Raw genomic sequence first — 19,524 nt, forward strand, 5'->3', positions numbered from 1 at the left:
TCGGTTTAGCGTCGGCGGGCCAGGAGGTGCTAGGATACTGATCCGGTTGCCTGGCGACCATGCCTGTCGCCGTTCTGGCCCGCAGGACCTACGACAAAACGTTGCGCATGAACCAGCCGGATTCAAGATAGTCTGTTCTGCGTGATAGAGAATTCCAGATGCGCCGCTAATGGCCCATCGCTACCCTGAGATAGCCGTCTTCCATGTTTGGTTCCAACGACGACAAAAAAGCGCCGGCCGAGGCTGGCGAGAAGAAAGGCCTGTTCGGCTGGTTCCGCAAGAAACCGCAGCAACCTGTCGCCGAACAGCCGCAAACGCCTGAGCCTCAGGCTGCCGAGCCGATTGTGCCCGTCGAGCAGCCTGCTCCGGACGCGCAGGTGACGCAGCCCGAGCCTGCCCCTGTGCAGAGCTCGCCAGCCGCAGAAATCGAGCAGCCACCACAGAACCCTGTGGCCGCGGCCGTGACGCCGACTGCCGAGCCGGCTCACACCCCTGTCAGCTCGCTGGTTTTGCCGGTGGCCGAAGAGCCTGTGGCGCTGGTTCCTGACCTTGAGCCTATGGAGCCCCCGGCGATCCCCCTGCGCCCAGCTGTCGAACCTGTGGCCCCGGTGGTGCAGGCGCCCGAGCCTGCTGCGCTGCAGCCTGAAGCTGTCGCCGTGGCTCCGGTCAGCGAGCCGCAGCCTGTCGAGCCTGTTGTTGCCACTGCTGCCGTAGCTGAGCCCGAGCCTGAGCCAGTTGTCGTGGCGCAGCCAACGCCTGCTGTGGAAGCCGCGCCGACCGCCGCCGAGCCTGAACCTGAACCTGAGCAGGTTCCAGCGGTGGTTGCCAATGAGCAGTCCAAGCTCGGCTTCTTCGCTCGCCTCAAGCAAGGCCTGTCGAAGACCAGTGCCAGCATCGGCGAAGGCATGGCCAGCCTGTTCCTGGGCAAGAAAGTCATCGACGATGACTTGCTCGACGAGATCGAGACCCGCCTGCTGACCGCTGACGTTGGGGTTGAGGCCACCTCGACCATCGTCCAGAGCCTGACCCAGAAGGTTGCCCGTAAACAGCTGGCCGACGCTGACGCACTGTACAAGTCGCTGCAGGAAGAGCTGGCCGCACTGCTGCGCCCGGTCGAGCAGCCGCTGAAAGTCGAAGCGCAGAACAAGCCCTACGTGATCCTCGTGGTCGGCGTGAACGGCGCCGGCAAGACCACCACCATCGGCAAGCTGGCCAAGAAGCTGCAGCTCGATGGCAAGAAAGTCATGCTGGCTGCTGGCGACACCTTCCGCGCCGCGGCTGTCGAGCAGTTGCAGGTCTGGGGCGAGCGTAACCAGATTCCGGTCATCGCCCAGCACACCGGTGCCGATTCGGCCTCGGTGATCTTCGACGCCGTGCAGGCCGCCAAGGCCCGTGGCGCGGATGTGCTGATCGCCGATACCGCCGGTCGCCTGCATACCAAAGACAACCTGATGGAAGAGCTGAAGAAGGTCCGCCGGGTCATCGCCAAGCTCGATGCCGATGCACCGCACGAAGTGCTGCTGGTGCTCGATGCCGGTACCGGCCAGAACGCTATCAGCCAGGCCAAGTACTTCAACCAGAGCGTCGAGCTCACCGGCCTGGCCCTGACCAAGCTGGACGGCACCGCCAAGGGCGGGGTGATCTTCGCCCTGGCCAAGCAGTTCAGGCTGCCGATTCGCTTCATTGGCGTCGGTGAAGGCATCGACGATCTGCGCACCTTCGAGGCCGAGCCTTTCGTCAAAGCCCTGTTTGCCGAGCGGGAGCATTCATGATTCGATTCGAACAGGTTGCCAAGCGCTACCCAAATGGCCACGTCGGCCTGCATGAACTGAGTTTCCGCGCGCGCCGGGGCGAGTTCCTGTTCGTCACCGGCCACTCTGGCGCCGGTAAGAGCACCTTGCTGCGCCTGCTGCTGGCCATGGAGCGTCCGACCAGCGGCAAACTGTTGCTGGCAGGGCAAGACCTTGGCCAGATCAGCAATTCGCAGATCCCGTTCCTGCGTCGGCAGATCGGCGTGGTGTTCCAGAACCACCAGTTGCTGTTCGATCGCACGGTATTCAACAACATCGCCCTGCCGCTGCAGATTCTCGGCTTGTCCAAGGCCGAGATCGCCAAGCGTGTGGATTCGGCGCTCGAGCGCGTGTCGTTGAGCGACAAAGGCGAGCTGTTCCCGGCAGACTTGTCCACTGGCCAGCAGCAGCGGGTCGGTATTGCTCGCGCCATCGTCCATCAGCCAGCGTTGCTGCTGGCTGACGAACCGACCGGTAACCTCGATCCACGCCTGGCGGCGGAGATCATGGGCGTGTTCGAGGACATCAATCGCCTGGGCACCACGGTATTGATCGCCAGTCACGACCTGGCCCTGATCGCGCGCATGCGTCACCGCATGCTGACCCTGCAACGCGGCCGTCTGATCGGCGATGGGGAGGCCGGGCAATGAGCACCACACGTACACCAAAGGTTTCCGAGCGCGTCGCGCCCAAGCCTGCTGATCCGCAGCCGAGCAAGAAGCGCGGCGGCCACGATGACGACGGCCCGGATTTTCGCACCCTGTTCAATGCCTGGCTGGAAAGCCACCGGGCGAGCCTGGCCGACAGCCTGCGCCGACTGGGCAAGCAGCCTATCGGTAGTTTCTTCACCTGCCTGGTGATGGCCGTGGCCTTGAGCATGCCGATGGGCCTGTCGCTGCTGCTGAAGAATGTCGAGCAACTGGGCGGTTCCTGGCAGCGTGCTGCACAGATTTCGCTGTACCTGAAGCTCGATGCCGGTAGCCGCGAAGGCGAGGCGCTGCGCGATGAAATCAAGGGCATGCCTGGGGTGGCCGATGCCCAATACGTCAGCCGCGAGCAGGCGTTGGAAGAGTTCCAGCAACAGTCCGGCCTGGGCGAAGCACTGCGTGAGTTGCCGGACAACCCCTTGCCGGGTGTCGTCGTGGTGACCCCGACCGAAGTCGACAAGCCCGCTTTGGAAGCCCTGCGTCAGCGCCTTTCGGAGCTGCCACGGGTTGAAGTGGCGCAGCTCGATTTGGTCTGGGTCGAGCGTCTGGCGGCAATTCTCAAGCTGGGCGATCGGTTTGTCTTCGGCCTGGCTGTGATGCTGATTTCTGCCTTGCTGTTAGTAATCGGTAACACAATTCGTCTACATATTGAAAACCGCCGTGTCGAGATCGAAGTGATCAAGCTGGTAGGCGGCACGGACAGCTACGTGCGCCGGCCTTTTTTGTACATGGGGGCGCTGTATGGGCTGGGTGCCGGGCTATTGGCCTGGGGCATCCTGGCGTTCGGGCTGGACTGGCTCAACGACGCGGTAGTCGGCCTTTCTGGCCTGTATGGTAGTGATTTCGCACTTGGCGGAGTGCCAGCGTCCGATGGTCTATCGCTCTTGATTGGTGCAGTGTTGTTAGGGTATATCGGTGCATGGATCGCGGTGGCCCGCCACTTGAATGAGCTGGCCCCACGATAATGTTTTTTCGCCAGCATTGACTTTCTTACCGTTCTGGGAACTTGTTTCGCGGTTCCTGGTCAATGTTGGCAGTGCCCACAAGGCACGAGTCCAGTGAGTCGGAGGTTCTTGAATGACCACTTCGTTGCAGCCTGCATATGCTTTGGTTCCCGGGGCAAACCTGGAAGCCTATGTGCACACGGTCAACAGCATTCCCCTGCTGACGCCCGAGCAGGAGCGTGAACTGGCCGAGCGTCTCTTTTACGAGCAGGATCTTGAGGCCGCTCGGCAAATGGTAATGGCCCACCTGCGTTTCGTCGTGCATATCGCGCGCAGCTATGCCGGCTACGGCCTGGCCCAGGCCGACCTGATTCAGGAAGGCAACGTTGGCCTGATGAAGGCGGTAAAACGCTTCAACCCGGAAATGGGCGTGCGTCTGGTGTCCTTCGCGGTGCACTGGATCAAGGCCGAGATCCACGAATTCATCCTGCGCAACTGGCGCATCGTCAAGGTGGCTACCACCAAGGCCCAGCGCAAGCTGTTCTTCAACCTGCGTAGCCAGAAGAAACGCCTGGCCTGGCTGAACAACGACGAAGTGCATCGGGTTGCCGAGAGCCTCGGCGTCGAGCCACGTGAAGTGCGCGAGATGGAAAGCCGCCTGAGCGGTCAGGACATGGCCTTCGATCCCGCCGCAGAGGCTGATGACGACAGCGCCTTCCAGTCGCCTGCGCATTACCTGGAAGACCACCGCTATGACCCGGCCATGCAGCTTGAGGATGCCGACTGGAGCGACAACTCCACCAGCAACCTGCACGAGGCCTTGAGTGGCCTGGACGAGCGTAGCCGGGACATCCTCTATCAGCGCTGGTTGGCCGAAGAAAAGGCCACGCTGCATGAGTTGGCAGAGAAGTACAGCGTGTCGGCTGAGCGTATTCGTCAGCTGGAGAAGAACGCGATGAACAAGGTCAAGGCGCTGATTACCATCTGATTGGTTGCCAGACTGTTAAAAAACCGCCTGTCCCTTACGGGGCAGGCGGTTTTTTTTGGGGCAGTGCCAGTGCTATCGCGGGGCAAGCCCGCTCCCACGAGAGACTGAACGTGCCGGACAGAACGTGGGAGGGGGCTTGCCCCGCCATAGAGCCTCAAGGCCCCCGCGAAGCCTCCAGCTGCATCAAATAGCTGGTGCCGCCCAACTGGCTCATCTGCCGCCGAATCCACCCGGCCCGGCTCGCGACATAGGCGCTGGGCCGGCCAGCATTCCACTTGAGTGGGCTCGGCAGCACCGCCGCCAATTGCGCAGCCTGTTGGCGGGTAAGGCGGCTGGCATCCACGCCAAAGTGATAACGCGCCGCCGCTTGGGCGCCAAACACCCCTGGCCCCCATTCGACGCTGTTCAGATACACCTCAAGGATCCGCTCCTTCGACCAGAACAGCTCGATCAATGCGGTAAACCAGGCCTCCAGCCCTTTGCGTAACCAGCTGCGCCCCGACCACAGGAACAGGTTCTTGGCCACCTGCTGAGTCAAGGTACTGGCCCCGCGAATGTTGCCACCGCGCTCGTTATGCGCCAGTGCAGCCTGGATCGCTGGAATGTCGAAGCCCCAGTGGTTGGCGAATTTCTGGTCTTCGCCGGCAATCACCGCCACTTTCAGGTCATCGGAAATGCGCTCCCACGGCTCCCAGTCGCGCTGCAGGTCAATCGGCTCGCCACTGAACCAGGACTGCACCTTGCGCTCGACCATTAGCGCCGTGCCCGGTGGCGGTATCCAGCGCAGCGCCAGAACCAGCACGATGCTGCCAGCAGCAAACCAGAGCAGGGCGCGGACAACGCGGCGGAAAAAAGATGACAGCATGGCGATGGCTTGGCCGGACCGATGGAAGGGGCCATTATACAGACCCCTTCCGAGGAGTCGTCCCCATGCTTCGCAGCTTCCTGATGCTCGCCGCGTTTTTCGGATTCACCGGTGTCGCGCTGGGTGCGTTCGCTGCCCACGGTCTGAAAAACCGCCTCAGCGCCGAGTACCTGGCCATCTTTCATACCGGGGTGACCTATCAACTGGTGCATACCTTGGCGATCTTTGCTGTTGCGCTGCTCGCCGCGCACCTGCCGGGGCGCCTGGTGGGCTGGGCCGGCGGTCTGTTCGCGCTGGGCATCGTGCTGTTCTCCGGTAGCCTGTACCTGTTGACCCTGAGCGGCTTGGGCAAGCTGGGCATCATTACCCCGATCGGTGGCCTGTGCTTCCTCGCGGGCTGGCTGTGCCTGGGCCTGGCAGCCTGGCGTCTGGGCTGACCGACTGGTCCACAATCGCGACTAATGGTGCCCGCCACCCTTGGGTTCAACGGTGGATCGGGGCTAGAATGCGGGCCCCAAAGAACAATGGTGGCCGTGCGCATGCGCATTCAACTGAACGGTGAACCCTACGAATTGCCCGCTGGCGAGAGCGTTGCCGCCTTGCTCGCTCGGCTGGAGCTGACCGGTCGCCGGGTGGCGGTGGAGCTCAACCTGGATATCGTGCCGCGCAGCCAGCACGACAGCACCCAGCTCAGCGAGGGTGACCAGGTCGAAGTGGTCCATGCCATTGGTGGCGGCTAAGCCTGCCCCGGCAATTCACGGAACGCCCCGCAACCTTTCCAGAGGAACACAGATGAGCAACGTTCGTAGCGACAAGCCCTTCACCCTGGCCGGGCGCACTTTCCAGTCGCGCCTGCTGGTCGGCACCGGCAAGTACCGTGACATGGAAGAAACCCGCCTGGCCATCGAGGCCTCGGGGGCCGAGATCGTCACCGTTGCTGTGCGCCGCACCAACCTTGGCCAGAATCCGGGCGAGCCGAACCTGCTCGACGTGCTGCCACCAGATCGCTACACCATCCTGCCGAACACCGCAGGCTGCTACGACGCGGTCGAAGCCGTGCGTACCTGCCGCCTGGCCCGCGAGCTGCTCGATGGCCACAACCTGGTCAAGCTCGAAGTACTGGCCGACCAGAAGACCCTGTTCCCTAACGTCATCGAAACCCTCAAGGCCGCCGAAGTGCTGGTCAAGGACGGTTTCGACGTGATGGTCTACACCAGCGACGATCCGATCATTGCCCGTCAGTTGGCCGAGATCGGCTGCATCGCGGTCATGCCGCTGGCAGGCCTGATCGGTACCGGCCTGGGCATCTGCAACCCGTACAACCTGCAGATCATCCTCGAAGAATCCAAGGTGCCGGTATTGGTCGACGCAGGTGTGGGTACCGCCTCTGACGCCACCATTGCCATGGAAATGGGCTGTGAGGCTGTGCTGATGAACTCCGCCATTGCCCACGCTCAGCAGCCGGTGCTGATGGCTGAAGCCATGAAACACGCAATCGTCGCTGGTCGTCTGGCGTATCTCGCCGGGCGCATGCCGAAGAAACTCTATGCCAGCGCCTCGTCGCCGCTGGATGGTCTGATCAAGTAAGAGCCCCTGATGACTGAATCGCAAGAAACGCCGATCACCGCCGACGGCGAAGAGCGCCCACACCGCCGCATCAAGAGTTTCGTGATGCGCGCTGGGCGCATGACCGAAGGCCAGCAACGTGGTCTGGATCAGGGCGGCCCCCTGTTCATCCTGCCCCTGGCTGACAGCCCAGTGGACTACGACCAGGTGTTTGGCCGCTCGGCGCCGCGCACCCTGGAGATCGGCTTTGGCATGGGCCATTCGCTGCTGGAGATGGCTGCTGCCGCGCCTGAGCAGGACTTCATCGGTGTCGAAGTCCACCGTCCAGGTGTCGGCGCGCTGCTCAATGGCGTGCTGACCCAGGGTTTGAAAAACCTGCGTGTGTACGACTGCGACGCGATCGAAGTGCTTAACCGTTGTGTGGCCGACAACAGCCTGGATCGGTTGATGCTGTTCTTCCCCGACCCATGGCACAAGGCGCGCCATCACAAGCGCCGGATCGTCCAGCTGGAGTTCGCTGAGCTGGTGCGCCGCAAGCTCAAGCCGGGCGGTGTATTCCATATGGCTACCGACTGGGAGCCATATGCCGAGTACATGCTGGAAGTGATGAGCGCCGCGCCGGGCTACCGCAACCAGGCGGCCGATGGTGCTTATGTGCCGCGCCCGCAAGAGCGCCCGATCACCAAGTTCGAACGCCGCGGCGAGCGACTCGGGCATGGAGTGTGGGACTTGAAGTTCGAGAAGCTGAGCTGATCGCTGGGCTGCCTAGCCGGCCTTTGGATGGCAGAACCTGCTGTAGTACAAGTAAAAAAACCGCCCTACGAGGGGCGGTTTTTTTTGATCAGGCCTCAGCAGAATCAATGCCGGCTAACTGATTGCGTTGGCCCTTGTGGGAGCGGGCTTGCCCGCGAACGAGGGCAAAGCCCTCGCCTTCCATCAATGGGTATGTACCGGCCTCTTCGCGGGCAAGCCCGCTCCTACAGGGGTTGGCGTTGGCCTATCCCGCGCGCTGGCTTCATCCCCGCCGATCAGCCACCACGCCAATCAACACCAGCACCACCAAGAGCACTGGCGCCAACGCATAGTTGTTGAACTGGCTCAGCCCCTTCACCACCCACGGCGTCGCATAGATCAGCGCCGCGCCACTGCCGATCATCACCAGCAGTGCCATGAACGGCACACGCAGCGCACCAGCCAGGCCGCCCAGACGCTGTTCTACCCATGCCTTGATATCAGTGCCGAACAGCACTAGCAGGCAGCCTACCAGTGCCAGGGAAATCTCCGACAAATTGCTGCGGCTCCAGCGCGATACGGTCGCAAGCAGGTCAAGTACCAGGTCCATGGGTCATCCTTAGGTCAAGAAATACTGCAGCAGGTCATTGAGGAACAACTGGCCGCGTGGGGTAGCGGCCAGTCGATCCGGTTCGACCTGCAAAAGGCCCTTTTGTTCGGCCTCGCGACGGGCTTGGGCAAGCTGCTCCAACGGCAGGCCGGTACGGCGGCTGAACAGCTCGGCTTCCACTCCGTGGGTCAGGCGCAGGGCGTTCATCAGGAACTCGAACGGCAGCTCATCGACTGGCAGCAGCTTCTCGCCAGCTTTGTACGGCTTGGCCGGGTTCAGGTAGTCCTTGGGCAGGCGGGTCTTCCAGGTGCGCAGGATGCGCCCATCGGCGAACGACAGCTTGCCGTGGGCACCCGCGCCAATGCCGATGAAATCGCCAAAGCGCCAGTAATTGAGGTTGTGCCGCGCTGCCCGGTCTGGCTGGGCATAGGCTGAGACTTCGTATTGAGCGAAGCCGTGCTGGGCGAGCAGCGCCTGGCCGGCTTCCTGGATGTCCCAAAGAATATCGTCTTCGGGCAGCTTCGGTGGCTGGTTCCAGAACACCGTGTTCGGCTCCACGGTCAGCTGGTACCAGGACAAGTGCGTGGGGCCGAGGTCGATGGCCTGTTGCAGGTCGCCCAGGGCGTCGTCCAGCGACTGCTCAGGTAGGCCGTGCATGAGGTCCATGTTGAAGTTGTCGAAGCCCGCTGCACGGGCCATGCCGGCTGCCCGAATTGCTTCGTCGCCATTATGGATGCGGCCCAGCTTCTGAAGCTTGGCTGGCTGGAAGCTCTGCACGCCAATCGACAGCCGATTGATACCGGTCTGCCGGTAGGCCTTGAACTTGTCCTGCTCGAAGGTCCCGGGGTTGGCTTCCAGGGTGATCTCGATATCCGCGGCGAACGGGATACGTTGCTCCACCCCGCGCAGCAGGCGCCCCAGTGCATCGGCGCTGAACAGGCTTGGCGTGCCGCCACCAAAGAAGATCGAACTGAGCGGTCGGCCCTGAACGGCAGCCAGCTCTTGATCGAGATCGGCCAGCAGGGCATCGACGTATTCAGCCTCCGGCAGCTGTGGGCCGGCCTGGTGCGAGTTGAAGTCGCAGTAAGGGCACTTGCGCACGCACCAGGGGATATGGATGTACAGCGACAGCGGCGGCAGTTCCGGCAGCGCCAGGCGTGGCACATGCAGACTGGCCCCAGCCGCTCCGGGGTGGAGCAGCTGGATGGACGGCTTTTCGGTCATGCCAGTCCCAAACGCTGACGCAGCAGGACCATGGCGCGGGCGCGATGGCTGAGCTGGTTCTTTTCGACAGGGCTCAACTCGGCGCTGGAGCACTCGCGCTCCGGAACCCAGAACAGCGGGTCATAGCCAAAGCCGTGTTCGCCGCTGGCGGCATGCAGGATGCTGCCGTGCCACAGGCCTTCGCAGAGGATAGGCAGCGGGTCGTCGGCATGCCTAACCAAGGCCAGGACGCAGACGAACTGCGCGCCGCGCTGATCGTCCGGGACATCCTTGAGGGCGTCGAGCAGCTTGGCGTTATTCGCCGCGTCGCCCTTGCCGTCAGCGTAGCGAGCCGAGTAGATCCCCGGTGCGGCGCCAAGGTAGTCCACCGCCAGCCCCGAGTCATCGGCCAGCGCCGGCAAGCCGGAAATACGCGCAGCGTTACGGGCCTTGAGGATGGCGTTTTCGACGAACGACAGACCGGTCTCTTCTGGCTCGACCTGGCTGAATTCACCGATCGAGCGCAGCTGCACGGACGTGCCGAGCATGGCCTGGAGTTCCTTGAGCTTGCCAGCGTTATGGCTGGCCAATACGAGTTGCTGGAAATTCATCATTCGCCTGGGAACACTTCCTGGTTGAAGCTGAGTTTATGACTGACGCCACCAGTCTCGATGTTCAAGTCGAAGGTCAGGGTTTCTGCCTGGTCGATCTTGAACTGCGCGATGTAGTACACCGCGCCCTTGTCAGCGATCTGCTTGAACGACAGTGGGCTGCTGCGGCCGGTCAGGTCTTTGACGGTGCCGCTGACCACCGCCATGCCCGGCTTGCCGGCCTTGAGCACGGCAATGTTCAGTACGCCCTGATTCTTGCTGCGGGTCAGGCCGGTGGCGTCGGCGATCTCTGGCTGCAGCATGCTCGAGGTAAAGGCGCTGTAGTGCACCGTGACGTCGCCGAAGTCCTGCTTGCGCTCAGGCTTGGCAGCATCGGCAGCCAGCACTGGCAAGGCCAGGCACAGGCTGATCAGGAAAAGAGCTAGACGACGCATGGTGCCATTCCTCCGGGGTGGGCAGATCAGACCGCGACCTGATGTTCCGTCAGGCCCGGGCTGCTGAGGCGATAGATGCCGATCTCACCTAGAAGATTAGGCCATACCCGCCCGCCCAACCCATTACGGTGCAAACGGTCGACCGCCAAACGGTCGAGAACCTTGGCCCGGTGCTCGTGGCACAGGTTCTCGAAGTCGGCGAAGGTACAGAAGTGAATGTTCGGCGTGTTGTACCAGGTATACGGCATGAAGTCCGAGACCGGCATGCGGCCTTTGGTCGCCAGGTACCAACGGCAGCGCCAGTGGCCGAAGTTGGGGAAGGTGATGATGCACTCGCGGCCCACTCGCAGCATCTCCGAGAGAATCCGGTCGGGATACTCGACGGCTTGCAGCGCTTGGGTCATGACCACTACGTCGAAGCTGTTGCTGGCGAAGTTGCCCAGGCCTTTGTCCAGGTCCTGCTCGATGACGTTGACGCCCTTGGCCACGCAGGCGGCGATGTTGTCGGCGTCGATTTCCAGGCCGTAGCCGGTAACGCCTTTACGGTCGCGCAACGAAGCCAGCAGCTCGCCGTTGCCGCAGCCAAGGTCAAGTACCCGGCTGCCGGCGGGGATCCAGTCGTGGATGATTTCCAGGTCGGCTCTCATGCTGTCCTCAGATGGCGATGCGGTTCATGTAGTTCGAGAATCCCTGCATGTAGCGAGGCGTGGGGATCAGGAAGGCATCGTGCCCGTAGGGGGAGTCGATTTCCAGGTAACAGACGTTCTTGCGCGCCGCCATCAGGGCATCGACGATTTCCCGCGAGCGGGCCGGCGAGAACCGCCAGTCGGTGGTGAACGACATGATGCAGTAGTCGGCGCTAACGTGGGCCAGGGTCGCGGCTAGATCGCCAGCGTGCGCTGCGGCCGGGTCGAAGTAGTCCAGGGCCTTGGTCATCAGCAGGTAGGTGTTGGCGTCGAAGCGCCCGGAGAACTCCTCACCTTGATAGCGCAGGTAGCTCTCGACCTGGAATTCCACGCTGTGGAAGTCGTAGTTGAGTTTGTCGCTCTTGAGCTCACGACCGAATTTCTCACCCATCGAGTCGTCCGACAGGTAGGTGATGTGGCCAACCATGCGCGCCAGCATCAGGCCGCGCTTGGGGATCACGCCCTGGTCCTGGAACGAGCCGCCGTGAAACTCCGGGTCGGTGAGGATCGCCTGGCGAGCCACCTCGTTGAAGGCGATGTTCTGTGCCGACAGTTTCGGCGCCGAGGCGATGTCGACGCAGTGACGCACTCGATCCGGGTAGGTGATGGTCCATTGCAGCGCCTGCATGCCACCCAGGCTGCCGCCGACCACCGCGGCCCACTGGCCAATGCCCAGGCGGTCGGCCAGGCGCACCTGGCTGTGCACCCAGTCTTCCACGGTCAGCACCGGGAAGTCGGCGCCATAGGGCTTGCCGGTGGCCGGGTTGACGCTGCTCGGACCGGTGCTGCCATTGCAGCCGCCGAGGTTGTTCAGGCTGACCACGAAGAAGCGATTGGTATCGATCGGCTTGCCGGGGCCAATGCAGCTGTCCCACCAGCCGGGCTTGCGGTCGGTGTCGGCATGGTAGCCCGCGGCATGGTGATGGCCGGACAGCGCATGGCAGATCAGCACAGCGTTGCTGGCCGTGCTGTTGAGCGTGCCATAGGTTTCATAGACCAGCTCGTAGCTGGCCAGCGATCGGCCACAGGCCAGGGCCAGCGGTTCATCGAACCGGGCGATCTGCGGTGTTACCAGACCGACGGAATCTTCGGGAAGGACAGTGGACATCGACCCTGCTCACGCTTGACGGAGGCGTAAGTCTAAAGAGCACTCCCCCCAGCGGCAAGCAAAGGCTTGCCGCTAGGGGGATGTGGGTCAAATCATCCGCCACAGCTCTTGCGGCATGCCGGCATAGGCAGCCAGCGGCGGCATGACGAACGACTGGATCACCTGGATCGCCAGGAAGGCGAAGATCGGCGAAATGTCCATGCCGCCCAGGTTCGGCACCAGGCGGCGGAACGGCGCCAGCACCGGTTCGCTGATCTGGTAGGCAAGCTCGGCAGCGGGGTTGTGGCTGTTAGGCGCGACCCAGGAAACGATCACCATGACGATCATCGCCACCCAGAAGATCTTCAGGAACAGCGAGGTGATGCCAATGATCGCCCACAGCAGCAGGTGCAGGACATCGCCGAAAGTGCCGTAGCTGACCATCAGCACGAAGGCCATCAGCAACGCCTGGATCAGGATCGCCAGCAACAGCGACGAGGTGTCCAGGCCGGCAATGCTCGGGATGATCCGGCGGATCGGCTTGAGCAGTGGCTGGGTGGCGCGCACCGCGAACTGGCTCAGCGGGTTGTAGAAATCGGCCTTGACCAGCTGCAGGACGAAGCGCAGCAGGACGATCACCAGGTACAGGCTGACCAGGGTTTGCACCACGAAGATCGCGGCGCCGGACAGTGCATTCATCAACAGCTCCTTATTTGCCCAATTGTTCGGCCAACTCGGCGGAACGGGTCGCCGCAGCCTGCAGCGCCTGTTCCACGATGGCCTCGAAAGCGTTGCCTTGGAAAGACTTGATTGCCGCCTCGGTGGTGCCGGCTGGCGAGGTCACCCGGCGGCGCAGTTCGGCAGCGTCGACATCACTGGCCACGGCCATGTGTGCGGCGCCCAAAGCGGTTTGCAGGGTCAGCTGGGAGGCTGTCTCGCGCGGCAGGCCGAGTTTCTCGCCAGCGGCGGTCATGGCCTCGATCAGCAGGAAGAAATAGGCCGGGCCACTGCCGGAAACAGCCGTGACGGCGTCCAGTTGCTGCTCCTGGTCCAGCCACAAGGCAGTGCCCACGGCCGAGAGTAGCTCCTGGGCCTGCTGGCGTTGCGTAGGCGATACCTGGGCGGTGGCGTACAGGCCGCTGACACCCTGGCGCAGCAGCGCCGGCGTATTGGGCATGCAGCGCACCACCGGGCGCGCGCCCAGCCAATCTTGCAGGCTGGCGCAGGTAATGCCGGCGGCAATGGAAACGATCAGCTGGCCTTCGTGCAGGCTCGGCTGCAGGGCCTGGCAGACGCTTTTCATGACCTGTGGCTTGACCGCCAGGACGATCACCTCAGCGTCAGCGACAGCCTGGGCGTTGTCTTCGAATACCTCGATGCCGTGCTCGGCGTGGACGCGACTGCGGGTCTCGGCGCCCGGGTCGCTGGCGCGGATCTGCGTGGCATCCAGGCCCTGCGCACGCAGGCCACCGATCAGGCTGGCGGCCATGTTGCCGGCGCCGATAAAGGCAATACGTGTGTTGCTCATGTCAGGTCCTTGAGGGAAAGAGTGAGTAAAGCATGGTTTCAGGCGCGCCCGTAATCACGCGCGCCAAACAGGGCGGTGCCGATGCGTACCCAGGTCGCACCCTGGGCGATCGCCGCTTCCAGGTCGTGGCTCATGCCCATAGAAAGGGTGTCCAGGCCGAGCTTGAGTTGCTCTTGCAGCTCACGCAGGCGAGCGAAGGCAGCTTCTTGGGCGGCGCGGTCATCAGTCGGTTCGGGGATCGCCATCAGTCCGCGCAGACGCAGGCCGGGCAAGGCCGCAACGGCAGCGGCCAGCGCCGGCAGGTCGGCCGCTGCGCAGCCAGACTTGCTGTCCTCGCCGCTGACGTTGACTTGCAGGCAGATGTTCAGCGCTGGCAGCTCGGCAGGGCGTTGCTCTGACAGGCGTTGGGCAATCTTTAGGCGATCCACGGAATGTACCCAGTCGAAATGTTCGGCAATTGCACGAGTCTTGTTCGACTGGATGGGGCCGATGAAGTGCCAGGTCAAGGGCAGGTCGGTTAATTCTTGCTGCTTGGCCAGGGCTTCTTGCAGGTAGTTTTCACCGACGTCGCGCACGCCGGCAGCGTAGGCCTCGCGTACGGCGGCGGCGGGCTTGGTCTTGCTCACGGCCAGCAACTGGATGCTGGCTGGATCGCGCCCGCAGGCTTGCGCTGCCTGGCTGATGCGTGCGGCGAGCGCGCAAAGGTTGTCTGCTATGGTGGACATGGATCAATGCCGACGGCTCAGGGGTCTGCGGCATTCTACCTGCTTGAAGGCCTTTGGGGAGTCTCATGGACGTGACTGACCTGTTGGCCCACGCCGCAGCTGCAAGGGCATCCGACTTGCACCTGGCCGTGGGCGAGATACCGATGCTGCGCCTGGATGGGCAATTGCAGCGCATGCAGCTACCGCCGTTGCAGGCCGGCCAGCTGGAGGAGGGCCTGGCCCCTTGGCTGGAGCAGGAGCAGCGGCGCCAATGGCTGGCGGGCGATGAACTCGACCTGGCGTTGAGCTTGCCCCAGCTGGGTCGCCTGCGCGTGCATCTGTTTCGCCAGCGCAATGGCTTGGCAGCCAGTTTCCGGCTGATCCCCAGTGGCGTGCCGACGCTGGATGAACTGGGTTTGGCTGATGTGTTTCAACCTATTGCGCATTGCACCGACGGACTGGTGCTGGTGGCTGGGCCGACTGGCAGTGGCAAGTCGAGCACCCTCGCCGCGCTGGTCGATTGGCTCAATCGCGAGCGCTCGTTGCACATCATCACCCTTGAAGATCCCGTCGAAGTTATCCACAGCGGCCAGCGCAGCCTGCTTACCCAGCGTGAGATTGGCCGCGATAGCCGCGACTTTGCCCAGGCGCTGCGCAGTGCCCTGCGCCAGGACCCTGATGTAATCATGATCGGCGAGCTGCGTGATCTTGAGTCCATCCGCCTGGCGTTGCGGGCTGCGCAGACGGGGCATTTGGTGCTGGCAACCGTGCATACGCGTTCCGCGGTCAATAGCATCGACCGGTTGGTAGAGGTGTTCGCTGCCGAAGAAAAGCCGCTGGTACGGGCCATGCTCGCCGAGTCGCTGCGTATGGTGGTGGCGCAGGTGCTGGTCAAGCGCGTTGGTGGCGGGCGGGTGGCGGCCAGGGAAGTGCTAGTGGCCACTGCTGCGGTGCGTAACCTGATTCGCGAGGGGCGCATGGCGCAGCTGTATTCAGTGATGCAGGCGGGTGGGGCGGCGGGGATGCAGACGATGGAAGCGGCGTTGCAGTGTTTGCGTGCTCAGGGTGTGATTGAGCTTGAGTAGGGTCATCACTGGCCTCTTCGCGGGCAAGCCCGCTCCCAGAGGATATGAGGCGCCCTCAGGCTCTGTGGGAACGGGCTTGCCCCGCGATGAGGTGAAAATGATCAGCGTTTGGCCAGGCTCAGCTGCTGGTCTTTAGGCAGCACTCGTTTGGCCACTACATAGTGCTTCTGCCAATACGGCTTGCTCAGTTGATCGATGCTCACTCGCTTGCCACGGCGCGGTGCATGAATGAAGCGGTCGTTGCCCAGGTAGATGGCAACGTGATTGACCCGGCGGCTCTTGATGTTGAAGAAGATCAGGTCGCCAGGCTTGAGATCGCTGCGTGCCACCTTGACCCCGTGGCCTTGGGCCATGGCATTGGAGGTGCGCGGCAGGTCGACGTCAGCCACGTCGTTGAAGGCATATTTGACCAGCCCGCTGCAGTCGAAGCCTTTACTTGGGCTGCTGCCGCCCCAACGATAGGGGGTACCGAGGACATTGACGGCGCGGCTGAGTACATCGCTGCTTTGCTTGGCCGACATGGCGACGGCAGGCAAGCCGTCACGAGCCTTGGCGGCATTGCTTGGGCGAGCACGCAGGGTGTTGGCATGCTTGACCGGGGCGCGCTTCACGGTGGCGTTGGTGGTATAGCCAGTGAAGCCGTTGGGAAGACGTTGCTCACGGTTGGTGGCGTGGGCGGCCAGCGGCAATAATAGGCAGAGGGTCAGCCATGTCTTGAACAAAGGCGGCATAGTTGAAGCTCTTGATATGTTTGAATTAGGTATTGGCGCGCAACTTTATAACAGCTTTTTGCTCAAAAAATGATCCGTTGGTCGACTGGCAGGGTGCCACACGTCGACTTCACACGAAAAAGTCACATTTTTTCTTGGAAAATTTTTGGCTAAGCCACGAGGGCTAAGAATGAACAGCTATCAACAAGGGGCGCCGTTTCACGACACCCACAGCAAGGTCCTTGGCTATTTGCTGTGGATTTTCGGCTTCACCGGTTCGCACCGGTTCTATTACGGCAAGCCGATTACCGGGACCATCTGGTTCTTCACCTTGGGGCTGCTGGGGATTGGCTGGCTGATTGACCTGTTCCTGATCCCGTCGATGGATCGTGAGGCCGATATGCGCTTTCAGGCCGGGCGGGTGGACTACAACCTGGCCTGGATCCTGTTGACCTTCCTCGGCATCTTCGGCGCGCACCGGCTGTACCAGGGCAAGTGGATCAGCGCGATCATTTACTTCTTCACTGGCGGGTTGTTCCTGCTGGGTGTGCTCTACGACTTCTGGACGCTGAACCGGCAGGTTTCCGAAGTCAACGCTGGTAGAGCTTAAGAAAAAAGGCCTTGTCGCACGGGAGCGGCAAGGCCTTTTTCATTACTGGCGGGTCTGTCGCTGTTGCAAGAGCAGGTTGCTGAAGCCTGCGCCGGCCAACTGCTTCTGCGCCACGGTCAGCTGTTCGCGGTTGCTGAACGGGCCGACCAGGACCCGGTACCAGGTCTCTTCCTTGACCGTCCCCGACTCCACCTTCACCGCCTGGCCGAGCAGGATGATCTGTGCGCGGACCTTGTCGGCATCGGCCTGCTTGCGGAACGAGCCGGCCTGGAGGAAGAACAGGGTGGTCGCTGCCGGCTTGATCACCGGTGGTGGCGGTGGTGGAGTTTGCCCCAGCAGCGCCGCCTGGGCGCGAGCGGTATCGATCTTGGCCGCTTCCGCCGGCGTCACGGGGGTGACCGGTTGGGCAGGCACGGGGGGCGTTTTCTCCGGCACCGCTTCAGGCGGCACGATCACTTCCGACTCTGGCAGCAGGGTATAGAAGTCGTACTTCGGCTTGACCGGCTGCTGTGGCGTCGGGGCGGTGTTTTTCGCCGTTTCGGCGACTTTGGCCGGTTTCTGCTGTTCAGGCTTGGCGCGCTTGATGTCATCGCCGCCGGGCTCGAGCTTCATCAGGAAGACGATGAACGCGCCCACGGTAAGGCCGACCGCCAACCAAACCCAGCCTGGGATCGGCTGTTTGGCCGGCGCCTGTTGGCGGCTGGCGCCGCGCTTGGGTGCGGGTTTTTTCTTGGCAGCCAACTTACATACGCTCCAGGGTTTCCAGGCCGAGCAGCTCCAGGCCTTGCTTGAGCGTACGACCGGTCAGCGCAGCCAGGCGCAGGCGGCTTTGCTGCTGTTCGGCAGTTTCGGCGGAGAGGATTGGGCAGTTCTCGTAGAAGCTGGAGAACAACCCGGCGATGTCGTACAGATAGCTGCACAGCACGTGTGGAGTGCCTTTTTCAGCCACGTTGTTGAGCACTTCGCCGAACTGCGCCAGGCGCGCCGCGAGGTCCTGCTCATGAGCGGCCTGCAATACGATGTGGCCGTCGACTTCGTCGTAGCCCTTGCCCAGTTTGCGGAACACGCCCGCCACACGGGTGTAGGCGTACAGCAGGTAAGGCGCGGTGTTGCCTTCGAAGTTGAGCATCAGTTCGAAGTTGAAGCTGTAGTCGCTGGTGCGGTGCTTGGACAGGTCGGCGTACTTGACTGCACCGATGCCAACCACTTCAGCGATATGGCGCAGCTCGTCTTCGGCCAGGCTCGGGTTCTTGTCCTTGACCAGGGCGTAGGCACGCTCCTTGGCTTCGGTGAGCAGGTCGATCAGCTTGACGGTGCCGCCATCACGGGTCTTGAACGGACGGCCATCGGCGCCGTTCATGGTGCCGAAGCCCATGTGTTCCATTTGCATCGGGTGGCCGACGAAGCCGGCACGACGGGCCACTTCGAACACTTGGTTGAAGTGCAGGGCCTGGCGCTGGTCGACGAAGTACAGGGCGCGATCGGCTTTCAGGGTGTTGCTGCGATAGCGCACAGCCGCCAGGTCGGTGGTGGCGTACAGGTAGCCGCCGTCGGCCTTTTGCACGATTACCGGCAACGGCTCGCCTTCGGCGTTCTTGAATTCGTCGAGGAATACGCACTGGGCGCCTTGGCTCTCGACCAGCAGGCCCTTGGCCTTGAGGTCGGCGACGACGTTGGCCAGGTCGTCGTTATAGGCGCTCTCGCCCATCACGTCGGCCATGGTCAATTTGACGTTGAGCAGCTCGTAGGTCTTCTGGCAGTGCGACAGCGAAATGTCTTTGAAGCGCGTCCACAAGGCCAGGCATTCCGCGTCGCCAGCCTGCAGCTTGACCACCAGGCCACGGGCGCGGTTGGCGAACTCTTCGGACTCGTCGAAGCGCTTTTTCGCCGCGCGGTAGAAATTCTCCAGGTCCGACAGCTCGTCGCTGGTGATCGGGTTTTCTTGCAGGTAGGCCATCAGCATGCCGAACTGAGTGCCCCAGTCGCCAACATGGTTCTGGCGGATGACGTTGTCACCGAGGAACTCCAGCACGCGGGCAACGCTGTCGCCAATGATGGTCGAGCGCAGGTGGCCAACGTGCATCTCTTTGGCAAGGTTTGGCGCCGACAGGTCAATGACGACTTTCTCGGCCGGACCGGCCTTGCGCACGCCCAGATGAGCGTCGGCCAGGGCGGCGTCGAGGCGATTGGCCAGGGCGTTGGTGTTCTGGAAGAAGTTGAGGAAGCCGGGGCCGGCGATCTCGACCTTGCTGATGTCGGCGCTGGCAGGCAGCGCGGCGATCAGTTTGTCGGCCAGGTCGCGCGGCTTCATGCCGGCTGGCTTGGCCAGCATCATGGCGATGTTGCTGGCGAAGTCGCCGTGGGTCTTGTCACGGGCGTTTTCCACCTGGATCGCCGGCGTCAGCCCTTCAGGCAGCACACCGTCGGTGACGAGTTGGGTGAGGGCTTGCTGGATCAGCTGGCGAATGGTGTCTTTCATGAGATTCTCTTTTCGACCGCAAGCGCGGCGGGGCGCTTCGATGCGCAGGTGGAAAAACTGAGCATTATCCGTGGCTGGGCCGCGGTTGCCAACCTTTCAGGGCATGTCCGGCTGAGCGGGTGCCGTGTGGGAGCGGGCTTGACCCGCGATGGCGGTGGTGAACGATGCTTGGTAATCGCGGGGCA

23 protein-coding genes are annotated in these 19,524 nt (G+C 62.6%); 10 read left to right on the plus strand and 13 right to left on the minus strand.

From position 1 onward, the window contains the following. The first annotated feature begins 203 nt into the window (after positions 1–203). The 4 genes from ftsY (at position 204) to rpoH (ending at position 4,429) form a co-directional block, all read left to right on the plus strand. Entirely contained in the window at positions 204–1,772 is a 1,569-nt protein-coding gene (ftsY, locus tag ACI2JX_RS17885; RefSeq protein WP_404690654.1) for a signal recognition particle-docking protein FtsY, read from the plus strand. Then, the gene (ftsE, locus tag ACI2JX_RS17890) at positions 1,769–2,440 is read left to right on the plus strand and encodes a cell division ATP-binding protein FtsE (RefSeq protein ID WP_186556547.1); all 672 of its coding nucleotides are present in this window, start codon (positions 1,769–1,771) and stop codon (positions 2,438–2,440) included. The genes ftsY and ftsE overlap by 4 nt, the downstream gene beginning before the upstream one ends. Then, positions 2,437–3,462 carry a permease-like cell division protein FtsX gene (gene ftsX / locus ACI2JX_RS17895; protein ID WP_264235696.1) on the plus strand — a complete coding sequence of 342 codons (1,026 nt, stop codon included), beginning with the start codon at positions 2,437–2,439 and terminating at the stop codon, positions 3,460–3,462. The genes ftsE and ftsX overlap by 4 nt, the downstream gene beginning before the upstream one ends. Before the next feature lie 112 nt (positions 3,463–3,574). Then, complete coding sequence (rpoH, locus tag ACI2JX_RS17900) at positions 3,575–4,429, plus strand: RNA polymerase sigma factor RpoH (protein ID WP_264235695.1); 855 nt, start codon at positions 3,575–3,577, stop codon at positions 4,427–4,429. A 154-nt stretch (positions 4,430–4,583) separates the two neighbouring features. Here rpoH and mtgA read toward each other — a convergent pair whose 3' ends face one another. Continuing rightward, the gene (mtgA, locus tag ACI2JX_RS17905) at positions 4,584–5,294 is read right to left on the minus strand and encodes a monofunctional biosynthetic peptidoglycan transglycosylase (protein WP_404690655.1); all 711 of its coding nucleotides are present in this window, start codon (positions 5,292–5,294) and stop codon (positions 4,584–4,586) included. Positions 5,295–5,359: 65 nt separating this feature from the next. Here mtgA and ACI2JX_RS17910 point away from each other — a divergent pair, with 65 nt between their 5' ends. The 4 genes from ACI2JX_RS17910 to trmB all read left to right on the plus strand — a co-directional run bounded on the left by ACI2JX_RS17910 (position 5,360) and on the right by trmB (position 7,613). Further along, entirely contained in the window at positions 5,360–5,731 is a 372-nt protein-coding gene (locus tag ACI2JX_RS17910; protein ID WP_264235693.1) for a DUF423 domain-containing protein, read from the plus strand. A 102-nt stretch (positions 5,732–5,833) separates the two neighbouring features. Continuing rightward, complete coding sequence (thiS, locus tag ACI2JX_RS17915) at positions 5,834–6,034, plus strand: sulfur carrier protein ThiS (protein WP_099814494.1); 201 nt, start codon at positions 5,834–5,836, stop codon at positions 6,032–6,034. 52 nt (positions 6,035–6,086) lie between these two features. Then, positions 6,087–6,881: a thiazole synthase gene (locus tag ACI2JX_RS17920; RefSeq protein ID WP_186556552.1), complete on the plus strand. Its 795-nt coding sequence runs from the start codon at positions 6,087–6,089 to the stop codon at positions 6,879–6,881. 9 nt (positions 6,882–6,890) lie between these two features. After that, positions 6,891–7,613, plus strand: coding sequence for a tRNA (guanosine(46)-N7)-methyltransferase TrmB (gene trmB, locus ACI2JX_RS17925; RefSeq protein WP_186556553.1), 723 nt, complete (start codon positions 6,891–6,893; stop codon positions 7,611–7,613). 262 nt (positions 7,614–7,875) lie between these two features. Here trmB and ACI2JX_RS17930 read toward each other — a convergent pair whose 3' ends face one another. From ACI2JX_RS17930 to ACI2JX_RS17970, 9 genes are all read right to left on the minus strand, one after another. Then, positions 7,876–8,202, minus strand: a complete 327-nt coding sequence (locus tag ACI2JX_RS17930) for a DUF3392 domain-containing protein (protein WP_016393360.1) — start codon at positions 8,200–8,202, stop codon at positions 7,876–7,878. Positions 8,203–8,211: 9 nt separating this feature from the next. Next, positions 8,212–9,426, minus strand: a complete 1,215-nt coding sequence (hemW, locus tag ACI2JX_RS17935) for a radical SAM family heme chaperone HemW (RefSeq protein WP_404690656.1) — start codon at positions 9,424–9,426, stop codon at positions 8,212–8,214. Then, on the minus strand, positions 9,423–10,019 hold the full coding sequence (rdgB, locus tag ACI2JX_RS17940; RefSeq protein ID WP_404690657.1) for an RdgB/HAM1 family non-canonical purine NTP pyrophosphatase: 597 nt from the start codon (positions 10,017–10,019) through the stop codon (positions 9,423–9,425). The genes hemW and rdgB overlap by 4 nt, the downstream gene beginning before the upstream one ends. After that, positions 10,016–10,450: a DUF4426 domain-containing protein gene (locus ACI2JX_RS17945; protein WP_404690658.1), complete on the minus strand. Its 435-nt coding sequence runs from the start codon at positions 10,448–10,450 to the stop codon at positions 10,016–10,018. The genes rdgB and ACI2JX_RS17945 overlap by 4 nt, the downstream gene beginning before the upstream one ends. 26 nt (positions 10,451–10,476) lie before the next feature. Continuing rightward, the gene (metW, locus tag ACI2JX_RS17950; RefSeq protein WP_186556556.1) at positions 10,477–11,097 is read right to left on the minus strand and encodes a methionine biosynthesis protein MetW; all 621 of its coding nucleotides are present in this window, start codon (positions 11,095–11,097) and stop codon (positions 10,477–10,479) included. 7 nt (positions 11,098–11,104) lie between these two features. Next, positions 11,105–12,244, minus strand: coding sequence for a homoserine O-acetyltransferase (locus tag ACI2JX_RS17955; RefSeq protein WP_186556557.1), 1,140 nt, complete (start codon positions 12,242–12,244; stop codon positions 11,105–11,107). Positions 12,245–12,331: 87 nt separating this feature from the next. Next, positions 12,332–12,922: a YggT family protein gene (locus tag ACI2JX_RS17960; protein WP_186556558.1), complete on the minus strand. Its 591-nt coding sequence runs from the start codon at positions 12,920–12,922 to the stop codon at positions 12,332–12,334. Between the two features lie 10 nt (positions 12,923–12,932). Then, the gene (gene proC / locus ACI2JX_RS17965; protein ID WP_264235687.1) at positions 12,933–13,751 is read right to left on the minus strand and encodes a pyrroline-5-carboxylate reductase; all 819 of its coding nucleotides are present in this window, start codon (positions 13,749–13,751) and stop codon (positions 12,933–12,935) included. A 38-nt stretch (positions 13,752–13,789) separates the two neighbouring features. Next, positions 13,790–14,476 (minus strand): YggS family pyridoxal phosphate-dependent enzyme, encoded by a 687-nt coding sequence (locus ACI2JX_RS17970; protein WP_264235686.1) that lies wholly within the window; start codon positions 14,474–14,476, stop codon positions 13,790–13,792. A 65-nt stretch (positions 14,477–14,541) separates the two neighbouring features. Between ACI2JX_RS17970 and ACI2JX_RS17975 the strand changes: the two genes are divergently transcribed. Beyond that, positions 14,542–15,540, plus strand: a complete 999-nt coding sequence (locus ACI2JX_RS17975; protein WP_264235685.1) for a type IV pilus twitching motility protein PilT — start codon at positions 14,542–14,544, stop codon at positions 15,538–15,540. A 101-nt stretch (positions 15,541–15,641) separates the two neighbouring features. On the opposite strand, the gene ACI2JX_RS17980 is transcribed toward ACI2JX_RS17975, so the two are convergent. Next, on the minus strand, positions 15,642–16,271 hold the full coding sequence (locus tag ACI2JX_RS17980; RefSeq protein ID WP_186556562.1) for a C40 family peptidase: 630 nt from the start codon (positions 16,269–16,271) through the stop codon (positions 15,642–15,644). Between the two features lie 169 nt (positions 16,272–16,440). Between ACI2JX_RS17980 and ACI2JX_RS17985 the strand changes: the two genes are divergently transcribed. Beyond that, positions 16,441–16,860, plus strand: a complete 420-nt coding sequence (locus ACI2JX_RS17985; RefSeq protein WP_368972850.1) for an NINE protein — start codon at positions 16,441–16,443, stop codon at positions 16,858–16,860. 42 nt (positions 16,861–16,902) lie between these two features. On the opposite strand, the gene ACI2JX_RS17990 is transcribed toward ACI2JX_RS17985, so the two are convergent. Then, on the minus strand, positions 16,903–17,601 hold the full coding sequence (locus ACI2JX_RS17990; RefSeq protein ID WP_186556564.1) for an SPOR domain-containing protein: 699 nt from the start codon (positions 17,599–17,601) through the stop codon (positions 16,903–16,905). 1 nt (position 17,602) lies between these two features. Further along, the gene (argS, locus tag ACI2JX_RS17995) at positions 17,603–19,339 is read right to left on the minus strand and encodes an arginine--tRNA ligase (protein WP_404690659.1); all 1,737 of its coding nucleotides are present in this window, start codon (positions 19,337–19,339) and stop codon (positions 17,603–17,605) included. Between the last annotated feature and the right edge of the window lie 185 nt (positions 19,340–19,524).

The organism is Pseudomonas sp. NPDC088890 (genome assembly GCF_044900155.1).
GTDB classification, from domain to species: domain Bacteria; phylum Pseudomonadota; class Gammaproteobacteria; order Pseudomonadales; family Pseudomonadaceae; genus Aquipseudomonas; species Aquipseudomonas urmiensis.